The organism is Halochromatium sp. NSM3, from assembly GCF_059621085.1.
Window position 1 is genome coordinate 81,734 of sequence record NZ_JCAQIA010000006.1, and the last position, 18,001, is coordinate 99,734.

Sequence of the window (18,001 nt, forward strand, 5' to 3'; positions counted from 1 at the left end):
ACGGCACAGCCGCGAGGGCGCGACTGGCCGGGCATGCAATGACGCTGGCGATCGTCAATGCCCTCGGCCATCGAGAAAGCGATACCCAACGCCGGGTTCCGTTCTCAGATAGCGCGGCTCATCGGTATCTTCTCGGAGCTTCTGTCGAATGCGACCGATGAAGTTGCGCAGATAGTGTGTGTCATGGGCATGCGTCGGCCCCCAGATCTCACGCAGCAGCTGGGTTTGCGTGATGACCTGGCCGGGGTTCGAGACCAACAGCTTGAGGATGGCAAACTCTTTGCACATGAGATGCACATCGTCGCCCATCACGGACACCAAGCGTTTGACCAGATCGATACGGAGATAGCCGTCATCGTAGATCCCGGCATCGGGCAGACCCAGGTCGAGCACGATCAAATCTGGCGTCTGGGTCGCGGCGAACTCGAGTCCCTTCCCCGCCGTCTCCGCCTCGATGACCTGATATCCCTGGCTTTTGAGACTGATGCGCAGGAATCGACGGATCTGTTCCTCATCGTCGATGATGAGGATGCGCGTCGATGTCGGGCTTTCTGTCATGCGTGCTTCTATTACCCGATCAGCTCACTGCTCTTGTTCGCCGATTGGAGGTTCGATCAGTGCCGGATGCACATAGAACAGTGGCAGGCCCGGCTCGATGTTCCTGACCCATGGCGTGCAGGCGCTGGTGCGCGAGGTGCTGGTGCTGGCGGCGCTCTACTTAGTCCCGGTGCTCTATGCGCTGATTGGGGCGCGGGAGCAGGTGACGACAACTCTTGCGGGGCGACCCCGCAGCGGGCGGCGTCGCCGGATCGATCCGTTTTCGGTCGGTGTCACGCGTGGCATACTCGGGGAATTGCACTTTAAGACACACGAAATGAGTCTTGACTGCGCGTAAGCGATCACACCGAGTGGGAGTTCTCCATGGCCGAGCGACCTCAAGGCATGCATCAGGATCTGGTTCCTGTCGAGCACTTCGCCCGTGCTAAGGGAATCGATGTCGCCAAATGCATCGAGATGATTCGCGATGGATTCTACGACGGACAGTTGATTCGAGGCGCTTGGTATGTCAACGCGCTGGAATTGAGCCCGCCGACGGATCGGCGTGTGCGGCGTCCGGCGAGACCCAAATCGAAAGCTCGGCCGAATCGCTCCGGTGACTTGCCGGATATATCGATTTTCTTCATTCTGATGACCCTCCTCGCCTTGCTCGTCAGTTTAATCCTGGTTTTGACCTTCTGGCCGGGACGCCCAGGTTATCCAGAGGGGTTGGATCTCGGCGCTTATCGGGAGTCAATTCTCTGGGGGCTCGGCGGCATCTTGGCGGCCTCGCTCTTCGCTGCGCTCGCGCAGATCCTCTACGACCTGAGCCGCTTGGTCGATGCAACTACCACCCGGAGCCGCAGCCAAAGCGGGGAGAGGGAGTGACGATTCTCGAGTCATGGTCCCAACAGGTGGTGCCATCGTGGCACCTCAGGCCCGTCAGGTTCATCCTGATGTCCCAACCGCGTCGCAAATGACCCATCGGTATCCAGATCTTCGCGAAGCTGCGCGAGGACGGCTGCTATTATGTCGATAAGACTGGCTTCATCTGGCAACTGATCAGCGAGGGCAGCCAGTATTTCCTTTCCCGCCTGCGTCGCTTTGGCAAGTCCCTGCTGCTCGCCACCATCGGCGAGCTGTTCGCCGGCAACGAGCCGTTGTTCAGGGGCCTGGCGATCCATCCGCACTGGGATTGGTCGGTGCGCTATCCGGTGATTCGCTTGAGCTTCGGCGGCGCGATGGATCACCCACTCGATAGGGCCAAACACCCGATCAAGCGCGGTCGGTGTTGGCGAATAGATCGCCGCCAAGTAGCGTCCCAACGGCCAGGCCAATAACAGCGCGACCGCGTAGATGAGCAGCGCCAGCACGACAAACAGGAGGATGGCGTACACGATGACCTCACTCAGCGTTGTTGACCAACGCGTCGCCTGGTAGCCGCCATCTCTCGCTGCAGGAGACGGTGCAGCGTGTTGAAGGCACTCCCGCCCGCGCTCACCTCCTGTCTCGGGCCGAACTGGACGCTCAGCGTGTTGGATTTCCTATCGGTTGCTCCGGCGCAGGGCGCGCACCCGCGCGCGACTGGCTGCAAGACGCGGACGGCACGCCGCCCGCCGGACACCGCCGTCAGTGCACCAGCGCCCGATAGCTCGACCAGGTGGCGTATCCGACCAGCGGGAACAGCACGATCATGCCGACGAAGGCGGTCAGGATACCGATCGCGGTCAGGCCGATGATGATCAGCGCCCACAGCGCCATCGCCTTGCGGTTGCGCATCACCGCCCGCCAGCTGGCCTGGATGCCGACGATCGGGCCGGCGTCGCGGTCGACGATCAGCGGCACCGCAACGGCGCTGGTGACGAACACCGTCAGCGCGAGGATAGCGCCGATGACCACGAAATAGCCGGTGACCAGCGGATCGAAGCCGCCCGAGAGCGCGGTCAGGTAATTGGCCGTGCTCGGCGAGAAGGTGCTCGCGTGTACTGCGAAGATCAGCGCCGAGACCCGCACCCAAGCCGCCATCACCAGTCCCAGATAGACGCTGAACAAGGCCAGGTTGGTGCGCCGATCCCAGATCAGCGACAGGCCGCGCCTAATCGACACCGGCTCGCCGGCGGCGTGCTGGCGGGCCGCAGTATACAGGCCTGCCGCGAGCAACGGCCCGATCAGCAGCAGCCCGGTCAGGAACGCCGCCGTGAACGCGGGCATGCTGCGGACCAGCATCACAGTGCCCAGACAGGCGAGCGCGAACAACAGCCCGTAGAGCAGACTGACGACCGGCGCCGCTCGCAACGTCGCCCAGCCGTCGCGCAGCCAGGCGCGGGGCGCATCGGCATCGACGCGCCACACATCGAGGTCGGTGATCGAAACAACATCGGCATGGGGATCCTGCGTCTGCGTATTCATCATGCGGACCTCCTGAGTGAGGGTCAGTGAAGGACTCGGGGCCAGCGGCCGGACCGGCGGCCCCGACCCGAATATTAGGTCAAACCATGGCCCTGCGGTAACCCGAAGGATGCTTGCGTGAGCGAAGGACCGCAGGTGGTGACCAGACGCGGCACCGAAACCGCCGTCCCGGTTTCCATTGGTGAGTGGCGACGGAATATCCTGGCTGGATTGCTGCTCAACTCGGTGAACCTCCGGAGCCAAGCAAGGGTTTCGGTGACGATGCAAGATGTCGTCGACACGGCCATGACCGCAGATCGCAGGCAGGTCATTCGCCCCAAAGACGCGACACATCCAGATTGATCGTGCAGCGGGACAGCGTGATGGGGCAGGTTTCGTGCTGGAAATCCCCGACCTTGCGGTAGCGACCATCAACCAGCTGATAGATTTTTGCTTTGGCTTGGCTGGGATAGAGCAAGATGTAGTACGCGACGCCTTCCTCGCAATAGAGATCGAACTTGGTCTGCTCATCCCGGCGGGCGGTGTTGGGGGAGACGACCTCTGCAATCAGCGCCGGCGCACGCGTGATCCGCTCCCCATTAGGCGCAAAGCAGATCAGGATCACGTCCGGACGCGTGACCGTGTCATCGGCAAACTCGACATCGATCTCATGGAGAACTTCGCAGTCTGGGCAGCCGTCGAGGGCCGCATCGAGTTGATGCAACAGGCGCCGCGCGACGCGTTGATGACTGATCCCCGGCGAGGGCGACATCGCCAGCGGAATGCCACGGATAAGCTCCCAATCGCCCTCCCAACGGCGATAGTCCTCGATGCGGTAGTGTTCAACGATGGCGGTCAGGGACATCCATAAGCTCCCAGCGAGACTATTCCGGCGAGCCAGCTGATACGGATTATTAAACCGGCTGACCGGCTGAGGCAAGGCCCGGCGGTGTGCCCTGGTCCGGCACCTGGGCCTGTTCGTCGCCAAGCGCCTCTCGGACGAACAGCCGCAGGCGCTGCTCTGGGCGAGTGGTGGGTGCCGATGGCCAGCGCTGGAATCGCGGCATCCGTGATCGCATTTTGCGTGGAAGCCGGCGATACTGGATGTCTGTCCAACTGCTGCCAGTGTCCGCCAATGATGAGTCTCCCCTTCTTCGGCGTCTTCTTCTCGGTCGTGAGTGCCTGGATGGGCTACCGGCGCATCGCGCTCGGCCTTGCGCTGGTATCGATCGTCGGAACCCTGGCGCTATTTCGGATGCATGCAACCGACGCGCTTCAAATCGCCCTCTGAGGCCTCGTGATGTCACCTCATTTCGCACGCCAGCTCAATGCGCTCGGTCTGCTCGCGATTAGCGCTGTCCTGTTGATCGCGTTCGCCGATCAGTTCTTACTCAATGAACTCCCCTGTCCGCTTTGCATCCTTCAGCGCGCTGGCTTTGTCCTGGCCGGGACAGGTCTCGCGCTGAATCTTGCGGTTGGGATCAGGACCTCTCACTACGCGGTGGTGATCCTAGGCGCGATGGCGGGAGCGGCTGTCGCACTCCGCCAGGTCGCGCTGCATGTCGTCCCCGGTACTGGGGCCTATGGTGCGCCGATACTCGGGCTTCACCTCTACACCTGGGCCTTCATCCTGTTCGCCTTGATCATCGCTGGCGCCGCCCTCGTACTCACCTTCGAACGGCAGTTCTCCGCCCCGGAAGCGGGCCGGCCGGAAGCGCCTGTGCACGGACGGCTGGCGCGATTCGCGTTGATCCTATTCGCGCTGCTCGCGCTGATGAACGGCCTCTCGACCCTAGCCGAATGCGGTGGCGGACTTTGCCCCGACGACCCAGAGGGTTACGAGGCCTTCGAGGCACTCAAGGGGGTGTTGCGCTAAGGTCCGCAGCTCGACCGGCTCTGGGGCCATTTGCTCTATGAGCTGGACGGCCCGTTACTCGATGAGCAGCAACTGCGCGCGGTGGCGAACGCAACAGGCTCACCTGCCGAGGTCAGTTCGCGCGCAACTGCACCGCTCGCGTCCTCCGTCAGCCCCGCCGCAGCATGTTGACGGCATATCATGGATAGAGCGCCTGCGCTCGGGGCCGCTTGGTCTAGTCGGTCGCATTCACCAACCCAGCCTCAGGGCCATGCATGACCGGATCATTGTCGCGCATGCCGACGCCGTGCGGCGGGGCAGCGGTCAACGCTTGCACCATCGAGACGGTTGATTGCGATTACGATAACGACAACAACGGGAAGGAGCACGAGCGCAAACCATGCCCAGACTGACCGACAAACTCACGCTGATTACCGGTGCCGCCCGCGGGATCGGTGCAGCCATCGCGACCGCCTTCATCGCCGAGGGCGCCCGCGTGTTGCTAACAGATCACGATGACGCGCTGGGCGAGGCGACCTCGGCGGCCCTCGGTGAGCGCGCGGTCTACCGGCACCTGGACGTGCGCGAGGAGGCCGACTGGGCGGCAGCGCTGGCCTGGGCCATGGAGCACTGGGGGCGGCTCGACGTGCTGGTCAACAATGCCGGGATCACCGGGTTCGAGCCCGGAACCGACGGCGCCACCGGCCCGCAGGACCCGGAGCACATTACGCTCGCAGACTGGCATGCCGTGCACCGCACCAATCTAGACGGTGTTTTTCTTGGCTGCCAGACCGCGATCCGCGCGATGCGCCCGGCGGGCCGGGGCAGTATCATCAATATCTCATCGCGCTCCGGTCAGGTCGGCATCGCCGGGGCCGCAGCCTACGCCTCATCAAAGGCCGCAGTGCGCAATCATACCAAGAGTGTCGCGCTCTATTGCGCCGAACAGGGGTTGGCGATTCGCTGCAACTCGATCCATCCGGGCGCGATCCTGACCCCAATGTGGGAGCCGGTGCTCGGCCAGGGCCCTTCGCGCGAGGAGCGCCTGCGCGAGTTCGCCTGGGACACGCCGTTGCGCCGCTTCGGCACCCCGGCGGAGGTCGCCGCGATCGCGCTGCTGCTGGCCACGGACGAGGCGGCCTACATGACCGGCAGTGAGCTGACCATCGACGGCGGTATCCTGGCCGGGTCCCCGGCGACGCCGCGTCCGGGGGTCGGCTGATGCCGACGGCCTTGCCATAGGCCACCAGTATCAGGTCGTCGCCATCGCGGCGCACGGCCGCCCGACCGACCTGTCGCACTGGGTCGGCAACCCGATCATCAACCTCGTCGTGCCAGCACTCTTCATCTTCGGCGGCCTCGGCTTCGTCGTCGTCACAGAGCTTTACGGCAAGCGCGGCTGGCGCCGCTTTTCGCTGCATACCAAGCTGATGATCGTGGGAACACTGGGCGGTGATCATCGCGGTGATGTTCATCGGGCGCGTCGGCCCGCTGACGCTCGGCTTCTTCCTTGCCACGCAGCCAAGGTCCGGGTTGGCTATCCGGCGAGCAAGGTGTTTCTGGGGTGACTGATCCTCAGTCGCGCACTAAGGGTCAATGCAGCAGCCGGAGCCGGAGGAACCATCAGACCCCGGAATGCACACCCGGCAACGCAGATGGCGCCTCGCCCCGCTGGCGCAGCACCTCGAATGGATCGGGCGCGGAGCGCGAGCGGCCGACGTCTTTCAGCCGATCCAGATAGTCGAGCCACAACGGCTGCCAGCCGCAGCCGAGCTTGTAGAGGTACTGCCAGTCGTAGAGGCCCGAGCGGTGACCGTCGTCGAAGACGATCTTCACCGCATAGCTGCCGACCTGCTGCAGATCGGTGATGTTGACCGCCTCCTTGCCGATCTGCAGCTTGGCCTGGTCCGGGGTATGACCACGCACCTCGGCCGAGGGCGAATAGACGCGCAGGTATTCGCAGGGCAGGCGAAAGCGCGCGCCATCGTCGTAGGCGATCTCGAGGATGCGCGATTGCTGATGCAGATTGATCTCGGTCGGCAGCGGATGCTGTTCCATCGGTCGGCAACTCCGGGAAGGCTTCAAGTCTGCCGAGTCAGATGCGGACGCCAACCGGGTTTGCAATGCAGCGACCGTGCGCTAGCACGGCGGCCAGTGCGGCATGGCAACCCGTTGTGCCGCCATTCGCGCCCGTTCGCACGGCTCAAGGTTGCAGCCGCCGAGGGATCGCGGGCTCAAGCGGCTTGCGCGTGCGCGAGTCGCTCGACCTCGGGCCAGCCGCTGCAATGACGCTCGATCAGCCCCGCCAGCATCTCGAGATGGGAGGGATCATCGTTGAGGCAGGGAATGTAGTGGTACTCCTTGCCACCGGCGTCGATGAAGTAGCCGCGATTCTCGACGTCGATCTCCTCAAGCGTCTCGAGGCAATCGGCGGAGAAGCCAGGCGCGATCACATGCACGCTCTCGACGCCATCGGCACCCCACAGCTTCAGCGTTTCATCGGTGTAGGGCTGTAGCCACTCATCGCGTCCCACCCGCGATTGAAAAGACACCATCCAGCGATCGTCATCGAGCCCCAAGCGTTCGGCGACCATGCGCGCGGTCTTGTGACAATGGCAATGATAGGGATCGCCAGCCATGAAGTAGCGTTTCGGGATGCCGTGGAACGAGAACAGTAGTCGCTCCGGCTCGCCCTTCTCGGCGGCAGCGGCGCGAATGCTGTCGCACAGGGCGTCGATATAGCCCAGCTCATCGTGGTAATGGTTGATAAAGCGCAGCTCGGGCAGCCAACGCCAGGTGGTCATCTCATTGGTGACCGCGTCGAAGGTCGAGGCCGTGGTCGTCCCCGAGTATTGCGGGTAGAGCGGCAGCACCAGTAATCGGCGCACATTCAAACCCTTGAGACGACCGAGGGCTTCGGGGACCGAGGGCTTGCCGTAGCGCATACCCAGCTCAACGTGGACGTTGGCCCCAAACCGCTCGCTCAAGAGCACCTGCAGGCCGGCCGCTTGGCGCCGGGCCACGTCGAGCAGCGGCGAGCCCTTGTCGGTCCAGACCGCCTGATAGGCCTTGGCCGAGCGGCTTGGGCGCACCCGCAGAATGACGCCATGCAGGATCAGCCACCAGATCGGGCGTGGAATCTCGACCACGCGCGGATCCTTCAAGAACTCCGACAGATAACGGCGCACGGCGGTTGGCGTTGGGGCCTCCGGGGTTCCGAGGTTCAACATCAACACGCCTAGGTGCTCTGACATGTCGTGCTCGAAGCCGACGACGCTCTTATATTTCATCGAAGCCCCACATGGGTGACGCGTTTTTCCTAATGCCTATGACCAACTCCACAGATTGGCGCGTATTAGCCCTTGTTTCAACCGGATTACGCAATTTCGCACCGGTTTCCATCGCCCTCGGAAACCGGGCTCAGCCGTCTCGCCCGAGCTTCAACTGTTTGTAGATCATGCGAAAGCGCTCGGGGTCTTTCTGGCCGAACACAGGATCCTCGACATTCGGCGCCGCCGCCAGCAGCTCCGACCAGACCGCGTCGGACAGACAGGTCAGCGCCAGCGGAAAGGCCCGCTCTTCCTCTACCTGCATGTGCTCACGCAGTTGTGCGATCAGCGCACGCCCCTGGCGCTCGACCTCATCGCGGCGCAGAACCTCCTCGTGCACGATGCCCTCAAGCGACTCCTTAAAGCGCCGATTGAGTTGCATCATGTTCTGATGCTGCTGCATCAGTTGGGTCAGCACCGCGTGGCCGGGGCCGACTTCCGCCAGAACCCGCTCGAAGATCAGATCCTCGCTCGGATGATGAACCTGATCCTCGTAATCGATCAGGTATTCCATCAACTCGCACATCAGCTCGTAATCAGGCTCAAGACCATCGCGAAACTCATCGAGCAGTCCCTCGAGCAGGTTCAGCAGTTGCGCGAGTCGTCGGTGATCCTGACCGAGACGCTCCACTAGATCGTTCATTCGGGCCACCTCGTTGGGGGGTCGGCACATCGGATGCCAGGATTCGCCTGCGCGTTTATCGGCTCGGCGCTGGCCGCATGATAGCGCGCCCGCACTGCTCGGCACGCAGCCACATCAGGGACCATGGTCGTGCCGCGACGACTCGCCATATCCCTTCTCGTGTTCTTCCGCGCTGCCCCAGGTCTGCGGCCAGCGGCGGCGCAACCAGCGCCAGACCAACCCGCGCGGCAGTTTGACGCCGGTGACCACATAGGCCAGCACGTCCGGATTGTTGAGCGTCCACTGCATCCAATCGCGTGCCCCAAGCCGTCCGCACAACAAGAGCCTGTCGCCCACGCGCAGCGGTTGATCGAGTGTCGGCAGCGGCCGATGCTCGCCCGCGCGCTGATGGACGAGGATGATCGCCGGCAGCGTGTCCGATCGGTGACGGGGATCGCGCAGTATATCCTCAAGGGTTGGCGCATGACCCTGCGCGGCAAGCAGGCTCGCGGCCTGCCCAACGCTCGCGTCAATGCGCAGCTCCCAGAGGATCGGCGGTTTCGCGTCAACCAAGGCGATGATTCGGCTGACCAGTTCGCAAGACCAACTATCGGGCTCTTTATCCGCCGCGCTGACGAATTCATTGAGCAGCGGCGCGCTGAGCAGGGTCTGGATCCGTTGCGCCACGATCAAGCTCGGATGCATCAGGATATCGGCCTCGACCGCCTTGAACAGCTCCTTGTTGATCAACTGGTTCTCGCGCACCACGGTGAAAAGACCGGGGTTGAGATCCTTCGCCGTCATGATGATCGAGAGATTGTTGGCGTCATTGTCGGTGCCGGCGATAAGCCCCACGGCGCGGTGGATATCGGCCTGCTCCAAGGTCACCGCCTCGGTGCCGCGCCCCTTGATCAGCGGCCCTGGCGGTAACCCGGTGCGCTCGGGCTGCATCTCGACCACCATCAGTTCAATGCCGTCCTGCTCGGCCAGATGGGCATAGAGCGCCTTGCCGAAACGCCCATAGCCGCAGATGATCCAGAGTCCGTCGGCCGGCGGATAGATCGGCTCGGGCATCATCGCGCCGCGTAACTGAGCGAGCCACTCCTGCAGGGCGGTGAGGCAGGGCGAGTCGATCGCGGTGCTCAGATAACGCGCGAAGATATCGAAGGGATCATAGATATGATCGGTCCCGAACGAGGCCATGTTGGCCTCGACATCGTGCGAGTCGGCCCGGCAGATGACCTTGGCATCCGGATGCATCAGCTTGGCCGCGAGCGCCACTTTCAGGTTGACCTCGTTGACCGAGGTCAGGGCCAGGACGCCGGCACAATAGGGGCTGCGCAGCCCAGCCAGCAGCAGCGTGTCGGGGCGGCGCACATCGGCGCGCAGCGCGGGCACGAATTCGCGCAAGGACTCGAGCTTGAGCAGATCGATGCGCTCCGGATTGTTATCCAGGACGACGGCGCGCTGGCCGTGCTCGGTCAATGCCCGCACTAAGCCGCTGCCGGTCTGACCGTAACCGCAGACGAGATAGAAGTCTTCGTTGATGGCGCGCACGCGGGCGCTGAAACGATGCTCCTCCATGGTGCGACGCAGCACCTTGTCCTGCAACAGCGTGATCATCGCGCCGATCGAATAGAGCCAGCCGCTCACGGTGGCATAGATACACAGCGTCACCCAGATCCGCTGCGCATCGCTGAAGTCCTGTGGCAGCTCGCCAAAGCCGATGGTCGTCGACATGTAGCTGACGAAATAAAAGGCGTGGAAGAAGCTCAGATGCCAGGGATTGCCATCGGCATCCTGGCCCGGGATCAGCACCAAGCCGATGATCGTGATCGAGTACAGCACGATCAGCGTCAGCAATGGCGCGCGCATGCGCCGCAGGACGAGGAAGATGATGCTGTCCACTGTGGACTCTCCGCTCGGCTCGCTGGCGCGCGGGTCGGTCAGCGCCGCAGCATCGTCGTCTCGATGATCAGCAGGATCACCGAGACCACATTGGCCACCATGGCACCGGCCGCGAGCGAGACCACGCTCGACAGTGAACCTGCTGTGAAACCGTCCGCCGAGGCATGCACCGCAACGGTCCAGATCACCGCGCCGGCGATCAACTGCAGGATCGCCACCAGACTTGTCGCCAGCAGCACCGCGCCCATCTGCGAGCGGTCGCCGAGCTTGAGCACGGTCGCGATCAGGTTAACCACCAAGACTGACGCGAACTCCCAGGCATGGTGATGCGCGTGATTATCGACATCGCCATAGACGAAACCGAAATTCAGAGTCAGGGCAAGCAGGATGAAGAATCCAAAGACAACCTTCTCGGGATTCATGATGGGCTTCCTCGGTGGGCGCGGACAGTCTCGCTGATCACGCGTATCCTATCGGGTTTTTCCAGCTTGCCATCCGCGAACAGGCGTCTGTCTGCCATGAGTCAATCATCCGTGCCCCTGCCCTTACCTGAAGCTGTCGATGCGCCGCGCGATCACATCCGCACCGAGCAGGCCGGGCGTATCGCCTATTACCATGACACGCGCGGCGACGGCCGGCCTCTCGTCTTGGTGCACAGCATCAACGCGGCCCCGAGCACCTACGAGGTCAAGCCGCTGTTCGAGCATTACGCCGGCCGCCGACCGGTCTACAGCATCGACCTGCCCGGCTTCGGTCACTCCGAGCGCAGTGAGCGCGCCTATTCCGCCGAACTCTACGCCAATGCGATCCGGGCGCTGCTCGAACAGGTGGTTCAAGCACCGGCGGATGTCCTCGCGCTCTCATTGAGCGCCGAATTCGCGGCGCGCGCGGCGCTCGGCTCGCCAGCGAGCGTCGCCTCGCTCGTGTTGATCTCACCGACGGGCTTCTCGGAGCGGAGTCTGCCGCCCCAGCTCGTTGGCCGGGCCGTGCATGGGGTGATCGGCGCGCGGCTCTGGAGCCAGGGGCTCTACGACCTGGTGGCCTCGCGCCGCAGCATCCGCCACTATCTCGGCAAATCCTTCCAGGGGGAGCCACCTCGGGATCTTTTGGACTATGCCTACGCCACCTCGCATCAACCTGGTGCCCACCACGCACCGCTGATCTTCCTCTCGACGCAGCTCTTCACGCGCGAGGCCGCAACCAAGCTCTACGCACGCGTGAAGACACCGCCGGTGCTAGCGATCGCCGACCGCGATCCCTATGTCACCTTCGATCGCCTGCCGAATCTGGTGGAACGGCAGGCGAACTGGCAACAGCAGACGCTCGGACCGCATCGCGGGCTACCGCAGTGGGAACAACCGGAGGCCTTGTTCGCGGCGCTGGATCGCTTTTGGGCCACTGTTTGACCTCGGCGCGCCTATACCTCGCGATATGCGGGGCCACGGGCCGGCCCTCCCCTGATACCTAGCGGCCGGCCTCAGCGTTTCACGCGAGACCGCCATCGGGTACTGCCGACATAGAGCAGCGACCCGATCAGCATCACGATCATCGAGAAGCCGAACCAACCGAGGAACAGAAAGACCACCCGCGACCAGACCACGCCACCCGCAGCGGCTTCCCTGAGGTCGACCGGCGCCTGGTGCAGGAAGCCGATCAGGGTCATGCCCAACGCCAGCACCAGCGACCAAAACAGGGAAAACAAGATGAGATTCGGCTTCTTTTTCATCGGGGAGCAGGAGCGTTAAGGGCCGTCGAGGGATAGAACGTCAGGCGGCGGATTCCGCAGCGGCCTTGGCATCGGCCAGATCGCGCTGGCGTTTCAGCGACCAATGGATCACCAGATTCAGCATCCGCATGGTCGCGCCGATCGCGGCGAACACCTGGTTCGCGTGGACGCCCCGGGTCTTGAAGGTGCCACGGTCATCGGCCCAGCTAATCGTACACTCGGTGAGCGCATCGGTGCGTCCTCCCTTCGGAATGCGGACCTCGTAGTCGACCAGCGCCGGTAGGCTCAACCCCTGGGTTTTGACGACCCGCGCCAAGGCCTTGTTGAAGGCATCGAAGCCGCCATTGCCGCTGCCGGTGGCGGTCAGATGCTCCCCGCGCAAGCAGAGCTTGATGCTGGCGGTGGATTCCAGCCCATAGCTCGAGGAGACATTGCAGGCGATCAGCTCGGCGTGGCTGTAGTCCTTGCTCTCGAGCACCTCGGCGATGATGAACGGCAGATCCTCGGCGGTGATGGTTTTCTTCGAATCGCCGAGTTCGACGATGCGCTTCAACACCTTGCGCTGATTCTCCTCTGAGAGCGTGATGCCGATGCGCTCCAGATTCTTCGCCAGCGATGCCTTACCAGCGAGCTTTCCAAGGGCATAGACGCGCCGACGCCCGAAGCGTTCCGGCGAGAGCTTGGTGTGATAGAGGCTACCCTTGTTGTCGCCATCGGCATGGATACCGGCGGTCTGGGTGAAGACATCGTCGCCAACAATGGGCGCGTTATCGCCGATGCGCTTGCCCGAGAAGTACTGCACCAGCTCGCTCACACGGCCGAGATGGCTCTCGTCGATGCCGATCTCCAGATCGAGCTGATCGCGGAGATTGACCACCACCTCGGCCAGCGACGCATTGCCCGCGCGCTCCCCCAGGCAGTTGACCGTGCAATGCACCGCTGCGGCACCGGCCTGAGCGGCAGCGAAGACATTGGCGGTGGCCAGGCCATAATCATTGTGCGGATGAAAATCGAACCGGCAGTCCGGGAAGCGCCGGATCATGTCCGAGATCGCTGCGAACACCCGCTCGGGCGTCATCACGCCCAGGGTATCCGGCAGCATGAAATGCCCGACCCCCGTCTCGGCGAGCGCTTCGATCAGCGCGTAGACATAGGCCGGGTTGTCGGCATAGCCGTTCGACCAGTCCTCGAGATAGAGATTGACCGCGAGGCCGCGCTCGCGCGCGATGGCGATGTTGGCGCGGACATCCTCGGCATGTTGCTCGGGGGTCTTGCCCAGCTGGGTGCGGCAATGTTTCTCGCTGCCCTTGGCGAGCAGGTTGATGACCTGACCGCCGGCGCGCCGAATCCAATCGACGCTGCGCCCGCCATCAACGAAGCCGAGCACCTCGACGCGGCCATCGAGTCCTTTCGTACGCGCCCAGTCGATGATCTGCGCCACCGCCGCCAGCTCGCCCTCCGAGACCCGCGCCGAGGCGACCTCGATGCGATCGACACGCAGCAGCTCAAGCAGCGCCTTGGCGATATTCACCTTCTCATCGGGAGAAAAGGAGACCCCCTGCGTCTGCTCGCCATCGCGCAGCGTGGTATCAAGGATCAGGATGCGTTGGTCGTCTGGGGTCACGGATGCTCTCGAGCCGAGGTGTCTAGGGTCTCGCGCATGAAACGACTCACCGCCTCGGCCTCGGCCGGCAGCTCGACGCAGCGCGTCTCGCGCTCGAGCAGGCCGCGCAATGGCGGTGGCGGCGCGGGCTCGATGCCGATGGCCTCGACCACCGCGACATCGAACTTGGCCGGATGCGCGGTCGCGAGCACCACCGCATCGGCGTGATCGGCCGCAGCGCGGGCACCGACAGCGGTGTGCGGACAGAGGATATAGCCACCCGCCTGATAGACACGGCGGATCTCGGCCAGCGTCTCGGCATCGGAGACGGCGCGCGCGTCGAAGTCCTCGGCGACACGGCGCTGCCGCTCGCCATCGACCTGGAGCTGCCCGGTCTGCTCCATCTCGGCCAGCAGCGCGCGCACCGCCGCCGGGTCTTCGTCCAGCAGATAGTAGAGATAGCGCTCGAAGTTCGAAGCCAACTGGATATCCATCGCCGGACTCAGGGTGTGATAGACCTCGCCGGCGCGGTAGACCCCGCTGGAGACGAAGCGGCTGAGGATGTCGTTGCGATTGGTGGCAATGATCAGGCGATCGATCGGCAACCCCATGCGCTTGGCCAGCCAGCCGGCGAAGACATCGCCGAAGTTGCCCGTCGGCACCGAGAAGCTGACGCGGCGCTCGAGATCGCCACCGCTGATTTGGCCCCACGCGTAGAAGTAGTAGATGGTCTGCGCCAGGATGCGGGCGAGATTGATCGAATTGACCGCGCCGAGCCGGTAGTCACGCTTGAACGGCAGATCGTTGAACAGGGCCTTGACGATACGCTGGGCGTCATCGAAGGTCCCCCGCACGGCGATATTGTGCACGTTGGCATCCAGCACCGTGGTCATCTGCCGCTCTTGGATCGGCGAGACGCGCCCCTTGGGATGCAGGATAAAGATCTCGATGCCGGCTTTGCCGCGCACGCCATCGATCGCCGCCGAACCGGTATCGCCGGAGGTGGCACCGAGGATGCGCAGCACGCCGCTCTCGCGCGCGATGAAATATTCAAAGAGGTTGCCGAGCAGCTGCAGCGCGACATCCTTGAACGCCGCCGTCGGGCCGTGGAAGAGTTCAAGCCACTGCCGCCCCGCCTGCTCGACCACCGGCGTCACCTCGGGATGCGAGAAACGCGCATAGGAGCGCTCGACCAGCGCGACCAGATCCGCGCGCGGCATCGCCGCGCCGACGAAGGGCGCCAGCACCTCGACTGCAAGCTCTTGAAAACTCAGCCGAGACCAGGCCGCCAGGGTCTCCCCGCTCAGGCGCGGGATGGACTCTGGCACCAGCAGCCCACCATCGGTCCCCAGTCCCATCATCACCGCCTCGGCAAAGCCGACCGGCTCAACACCACCGCGTGTGCTCAGGTATCGCATCGTATCCTAATCTGGTTCGAGGGAGGCGTGGGCCGCCCGGCCGTTAGCCTGCCAAGGTAGTGAAAAGGGACGTCGCTCGCAACAGGCTTCGTCTAGCCCCCGCGCGCGCTCGCGGCGCAAGGCAACGCCAAGATTGAGACTTTTTCTGGGGGATTCAGCCCCTTCGCCCAGCCCCCTTGCCGTTGACAGGGGATTATACCGAGCAACACAATGCGCGACCGCTTGCACAGGCAAGGACGCTGTTCGGCAGCGCGTACACATGACACCAACAACATAGGGTTGGAGGCTGGCGCAGTCTAGGCATGACCCGCCACGCCCTTTCACCTATTCCACATTCCACATCTCTTGAGGGAGGGACATCACGGTGACACCTGAAAACCGGTCCGCCTATTGGAAGGCGAATATTCGCCTCTTAAGCATCTTGTTGATCCTCTGGTTCATTGTCTCCTACGGGCTCGGCATCCTGCTCGTCGAGCCGCTGAACCAATTCCATCTCGGCGGTTACCCGCTCGGCTTCTGGTTTGCACAGCAAGGCTCGATCTACGTATTCCTGATACTGATCTTCACCTACGCGTTCGGGATGAACCGGCTCGATCAGAAATTCGACGTGGAAGAATAGGAGCCGCCACTCATGACTAATCTCGATATCTGGACCTATTCGGTCGTCGGCTTCACCTTCGCCACCTACATCGGCATCGCCATCTGGGCGCGTGCCGGCACCACCGGCGAGTTCTACGTCGCCGGCAAGGGCGTCCACCCGGTCCTCAACGGCATGGCCACCGGCGCCGATTGGATGTCCGCCGCCTCCTTCATCTCGATGGCCGGCCTGATCGCCTTCAACGGCTACGGCGCATCAGTGTTTCTGATGGGCTGGACCGGCGGCTACGTGCTGCTTGCCCTGCTGCTCGCGCCTTACCTGCGCAAGTTCGGCAAGTTCACAGTGCCGGAGTTCATCGGCGACCGCTACTACTCGCAGGCCGCGCGCATCGTTGCCGTCATCTGCCTGATTCTGGCCTCGATCACCTACGTCATCGGCCAGATGAAGGGCATCGGCGTGGCGTTCTCGCGCTTCCTGGCGGTCCCTTACGACGTGGGCTTGTACATCGGTATGGCCATCGTCGCGGTCTATGCCGTGCTCGGCGGCATGAAGGGCATCACCTACACCCAGATCGCCCAGTATGTCGTGCTGATCATGGCCTACACCATCCCGGCCATCTTCATCTCGCTAAACCTCACCGGTAATCCCTTCCCGCAGCTCGGCCTGGGCAGCGAGTTCAGCCCCGGGGGCGAGGCCAGCGGCATCAGCTTGCTCGCTAAGCTCGATCAGGTCGTGACCGAACTCGGCTTCAAGGAATACACCACGCAGACGATGGGCAGCACGCTGAACATGTTTGCCTATACCCTGTCGCTGATGATCGGCACCGCCGGCCTGCCGCACGTCATCATCCGCTTCTTCACCGTGCCCACCGTCAAGTCCGCACGCTTCTCCGCTGGTTGGGCGCTGGTCTTCATCGCCCTCCTCTACACCACTGCTCCAGCCGTCGGCGCCATGGCGCGTTTGAACTTCATGGACACTCTGATGCTCCAGAAGACCGACACCACCGAGCAGGGCTTGGCGGCCTTCGAGCCGTTGCCAGGTGAAGAGTTGCCGGGCTGGTTCCAGAACTGGTCGCAAACCGGCCTGTTGGTCTGGGAAGACCTCAATGAGGACGGTCTGGTCCAGTACTACAACGACAAGGATGAGGCGACGATCGCCCAAGCCGATGCGCTCGGCTACGAGGGCAGCGAGATCTTCCACGGCACCACCGATGCCCTGAAGCCGGGTCCCGACCTCGACATCATGGTGTTGGCGAACCCGGAGATTGCCGGACTGCCGAACTGGGTCATCGCCCTCGTCGTTGCAGGTGGCTTAGCCGCCGCGCTCTCCACTGCCGCTGGTCTACTGCTGGCCATCTCCTCGGCGATCTCGCATGACCTGCTCAAGGGCGTGTTCATCAAGGACATCTCGGAGAAGGCCGAACTTAACGCCGGGCGCCTCTCGATGATCGGCGCGATCATCGTCGCCGGTTACCTGGGTCTGAACCCACCGGGCTTCGCGGCCGGTACCGTGGCCATCGCCTTCGGACTGGCGGCCTCGTCGATCTTCCCGGCGTTGATGATGGGCATCTTCTACAAGCGGATGAACAACACGGGCGCGGTCGCCGGCATGATCGCCGGTATCACCGTGACCCTGCTCTATGTGTTCCAGCACAAGGGTCTGTTCTTCATCCCGGGCACAGAGTTCATGTTCGGCATGGAGCAAGATTGGTTCTTCGGCATCTCGCCGAATGCCTTTGGTGCTGTGGGCGCGATCGTCAACTTCACCGTCGCCTTCATCGTCTCCGCCCTCACCACGCCACCGCCGGATCACATCCAGCATCTGGTCGAAGATGTCCGCGTGCCGCGCGGCGCCGGCGAGGCCACTGGCCACTAAGCAAAGACCGCCCCCTGAGCAGCGGCGCGTCCCATAGGGGCGCCGACTGCTCAACACCGACATGGCCCCGCATCTGCGGGGCTTTTTCGTTGGGCCGCGCGAAGATCCGCACAGCGGCGCTTCGCACCGGAACGCATTCCGC

The 18,001-nt window shown here is 63.4% G+C and carries 21 protein-coding genes and 1 pseudogene; 10 read left to right on the plus strand and 12 right to left on the minus strand.

All coding sequences use genetic code 11. From position 1 onward, the window contains the following. Positions 1-54: 54 nt before the first annotated feature. Positions 55-558, minus strand: coding sequence for a winged helix-turn-helix domain-containing protein (locus AC54T3_RS04375; RefSeq protein WP_496622657.1), 504 nt, complete (start codon positions 556-558; stop codon positions 55-57). A gap of 97 nt (positions 559-655) precedes the next feature. Here AC54T3_RS04375 and AC54T3_RS04380 point away from each other — a divergent pair, with 97 nt between their 5' ends. The 3 genes and pseudogenes from AC54T3_RS04380 to AC54T3_RS04390 all read left to right on the plus strand — a co-directional run. Next, positions 656-895 (plus strand): hypothetical protein, encoded by a 240-nt coding sequence (locus AC54T3_RS04380; RefSeq protein ID WP_496622659.1) that lies wholly within the window; start codon positions 656-658, stop codon positions 893-895. 26 nt (positions 896-921) lie between these two features. After that, positions 922-1,425, plus strand: coding sequence for a hypothetical protein (locus AC54T3_RS04385; protein ID WP_496622660.1), 504 nt, complete (start codon positions 922-924; stop codon positions 1,423-1,425). 95 nt (positions 1,426-1,520) lie between these two features. Next, a pseudogene (locus AC54T3_RS04390) lies at positions 1,521-1,781 on the plus strand (AAA family ATPase); the annotation flags it as partial. A 385-nt stretch (positions 1,782-2,166) separates the two neighbouring features. Here the strand turns inward: AC54T3_RS04390 and AC54T3_RS04395 are convergent. The 3 genes from AC54T3_RS04395 to AC54T3_RS04405 form a co-directional block, all read right to left on the minus strand. Further along, entirely contained in the window at positions 2,167-2,949 is a 783-nt protein-coding gene (locus AC54T3_RS04395; protein ID WP_496622661.1) for a DUF2189 domain-containing protein, read from the minus strand. Between the two features lie 304 nt (positions 2,950-3,253). Continuing rightward, on the minus strand, positions 3,254-3,790 hold the full coding sequence (locus tag AC54T3_RS04400) for a Uma2 family endonuclease (protein WP_496622663.1): 537 nt from the start codon (positions 3,788-3,790) through the stop codon (positions 3,254-3,256). Between the two features lie 49 nt (positions 3,791-3,839). Next, on the minus strand, positions 3,840-3,992 hold the full coding sequence (locus AC54T3_RS04405) for a hypothetical protein (RefSeq protein ID WP_496622665.1): 153 nt from the start codon (positions 3,990-3,992) through the stop codon (positions 3,840-3,842). Positions 3,993-4,060: 68 nt separating this feature from the next. On the opposite strand from AC54T3_RS04405, the gene AC54T3_RS04410 reads away from it, so the two are divergent. The 4 genes from AC54T3_RS04410 (at position 4,061) to AC54T3_RS04425 (ending at position 6,348) form a co-directional block, all read left to right on the plus strand. Beyond that, positions 4,061-4,216, plus strand: a complete 156-nt coding sequence (locus AC54T3_RS04410; protein WP_496622667.1) for a DUF5993 family protein — start codon at positions 4,061-4,063, stop codon at positions 4,214-4,216. A gap of 9 nt (positions 4,217-4,225) precedes the next feature. Then, a complete protein-coding gene (locus AC54T3_RS04415) occupies positions 4,226-4,801 on the plus strand; it encodes a disulfide bond formation protein B (protein ID WP_496622668.1) in 576 nt (191 codons plus the stop codon). Positions 4,802-5,180: 379 nt separating this feature from the next. Continuing rightward, a complete protein-coding gene (locus AC54T3_RS04420; RefSeq protein ID WP_496622669.1) occupies positions 5,181-6,002 on the plus strand; it encodes an SDR family oxidoreductase in 822 nt (273 codons plus the stop codon). 109 nt (positions 6,003-6,111) lie between these two features. Continuing rightward, positions 6,112-6,348 (plus strand): hypothetical protein, encoded by a 237-nt coding sequence (locus AC54T3_RS04425; RefSeq protein WP_496622670.1) that lies wholly within the window; start codon positions 6,112-6,114, stop codon positions 6,346-6,348. A gap of 55 nt (positions 6,349-6,403) precedes the next feature. Here AC54T3_RS04425 and AC54T3_RS04430 read toward each other — a convergent pair whose 3' ends face one another. The 5 genes from AC54T3_RS04430 to AC54T3_RS04450 form a co-directional block, all read right to left on the minus strand. After that, positions 6,404-6,838: a gamma-butyrobetaine hydroxylase family protein gene (locus tag AC54T3_RS04430; RefSeq protein ID WP_496622672.1), complete on the minus strand. Its 435-nt coding sequence runs from the start codon at positions 6,836-6,838 to the stop codon at positions 6,404-6,406. 176 nt (positions 6,839-7,014) lie between these two features. Continuing rightward, a complete protein-coding gene (gene hemH / locus AC54T3_RS04435; RefSeq protein ID WP_496622674.1) occupies positions 7,015-8,070 on the minus strand; it encodes a ferrochelatase in 1,056 nt (351 codons plus the stop codon). A gap of 130 nt (positions 8,071-8,200) precedes the next feature. Further along, entirely contained in the window at positions 8,201-8,752 is a 552-nt protein-coding gene (locus AC54T3_RS04440) for a hemerythrin domain-containing protein (RefSeq protein ID WP_496622675.1), read from the minus strand. 114 nt (positions 8,753-8,866) lie between these two features. Further along, the gene (locus AC54T3_RS04445) at positions 8,867-10,639 is read right to left on the minus strand and encodes a potassium channel family protein (RefSeq protein ID WP_496622677.1); all 1,773 of its coding nucleotides are present in this window, start codon (positions 10,637-10,639) and stop codon (positions 8,867-8,869) included. Positions 10,640-10,677: 38 nt separating this feature from the next. Further along, positions 10,678-11,061, minus strand: coding sequence for a DUF6394 family protein (locus AC54T3_RS04450; protein WP_496622678.1), 384 nt, complete (start codon positions 11,059-11,061; stop codon positions 10,678-10,680). A gap of 96 nt (positions 11,062-11,157) precedes the next feature. Here AC54T3_RS04450 and AC54T3_RS04455 point away from each other — a divergent pair, with 96 nt between their 5' ends. Beyond that, positions 11,158-12,045 carry an alpha/beta fold hydrolase gene (locus AC54T3_RS04455; protein WP_496622679.1) on the plus strand — a complete coding sequence of 296 codons (888 nt, stop codon included), beginning with the start codon at positions 11,158-11,160 and terminating at the stop codon, positions 12,043-12,045. A gap of 71 nt (positions 12,046-12,116) precedes the next feature. Here AC54T3_RS04455 and AC54T3_RS04460 read toward each other — a convergent pair whose 3' ends face one another. Genes AC54T3_RS04460 through thrC form a run of 3 tightly spaced genes read right to left on the minus strand, consistent with a single transcriptional unit; the run spans position 12,117 to position 15,386 of the window. Continuing rightward, entirely contained in the window at positions 12,117-12,365 is a 249-nt protein-coding gene (locus AC54T3_RS04460) for a hypothetical protein (RefSeq protein ID WP_496622680.1), read from the minus strand. A 40-nt stretch (positions 12,366-12,405) separates the two neighbouring features. Further along, positions 12,406-13,989: a hydroxymethylglutaryl-CoA lyase-like TIM-barrel protein gene (locus AC54T3_RS04465; RefSeq protein WP_496622681.1), complete on the minus strand. Its 1,584-nt coding sequence runs from the start codon at positions 13,987-13,989 to the stop codon at positions 12,406-12,408. After that, on the minus strand, positions 13,986-15,386 hold the full coding sequence (gene thrC / locus AC54T3_RS04470; protein ID WP_496622683.1) for a threonine synthase: 1,401 nt from the start codon (positions 15,384-15,386) through the stop codon (positions 13,986-13,988). Before thrC ends, AC54T3_RS04465 begins: the two co-directional genes overlap by 4 nt. A 364-nt stretch (positions 15,387-15,750) precedes the next feature. Between thrC and AC54T3_RS04475 the strand changes: the two genes are divergently transcribed. After that, positions 15,751-16,005: a DUF4212 domain-containing protein gene (locus tag AC54T3_RS04475; RefSeq protein ID WP_496622684.1), complete on the plus strand. Its 255-nt coding sequence runs from the start codon at positions 15,751-15,753 to the stop codon at positions 16,003-16,005. A gap of 12 nt (positions 16,006-16,017) precedes the next feature. Continuing rightward, positions 16,018-17,859 carry a sodium:solute symporter family protein gene (locus AC54T3_RS04480; protein WP_496622686.1) on the plus strand — a complete coding sequence of 614 codons (1,842 nt, stop codon included), beginning with the start codon at positions 16,018-16,020 and terminating at the stop codon, positions 17,857-17,859. The last annotated feature ends 142 nt before the right edge of the window (positions 17,860-18,001 follow it).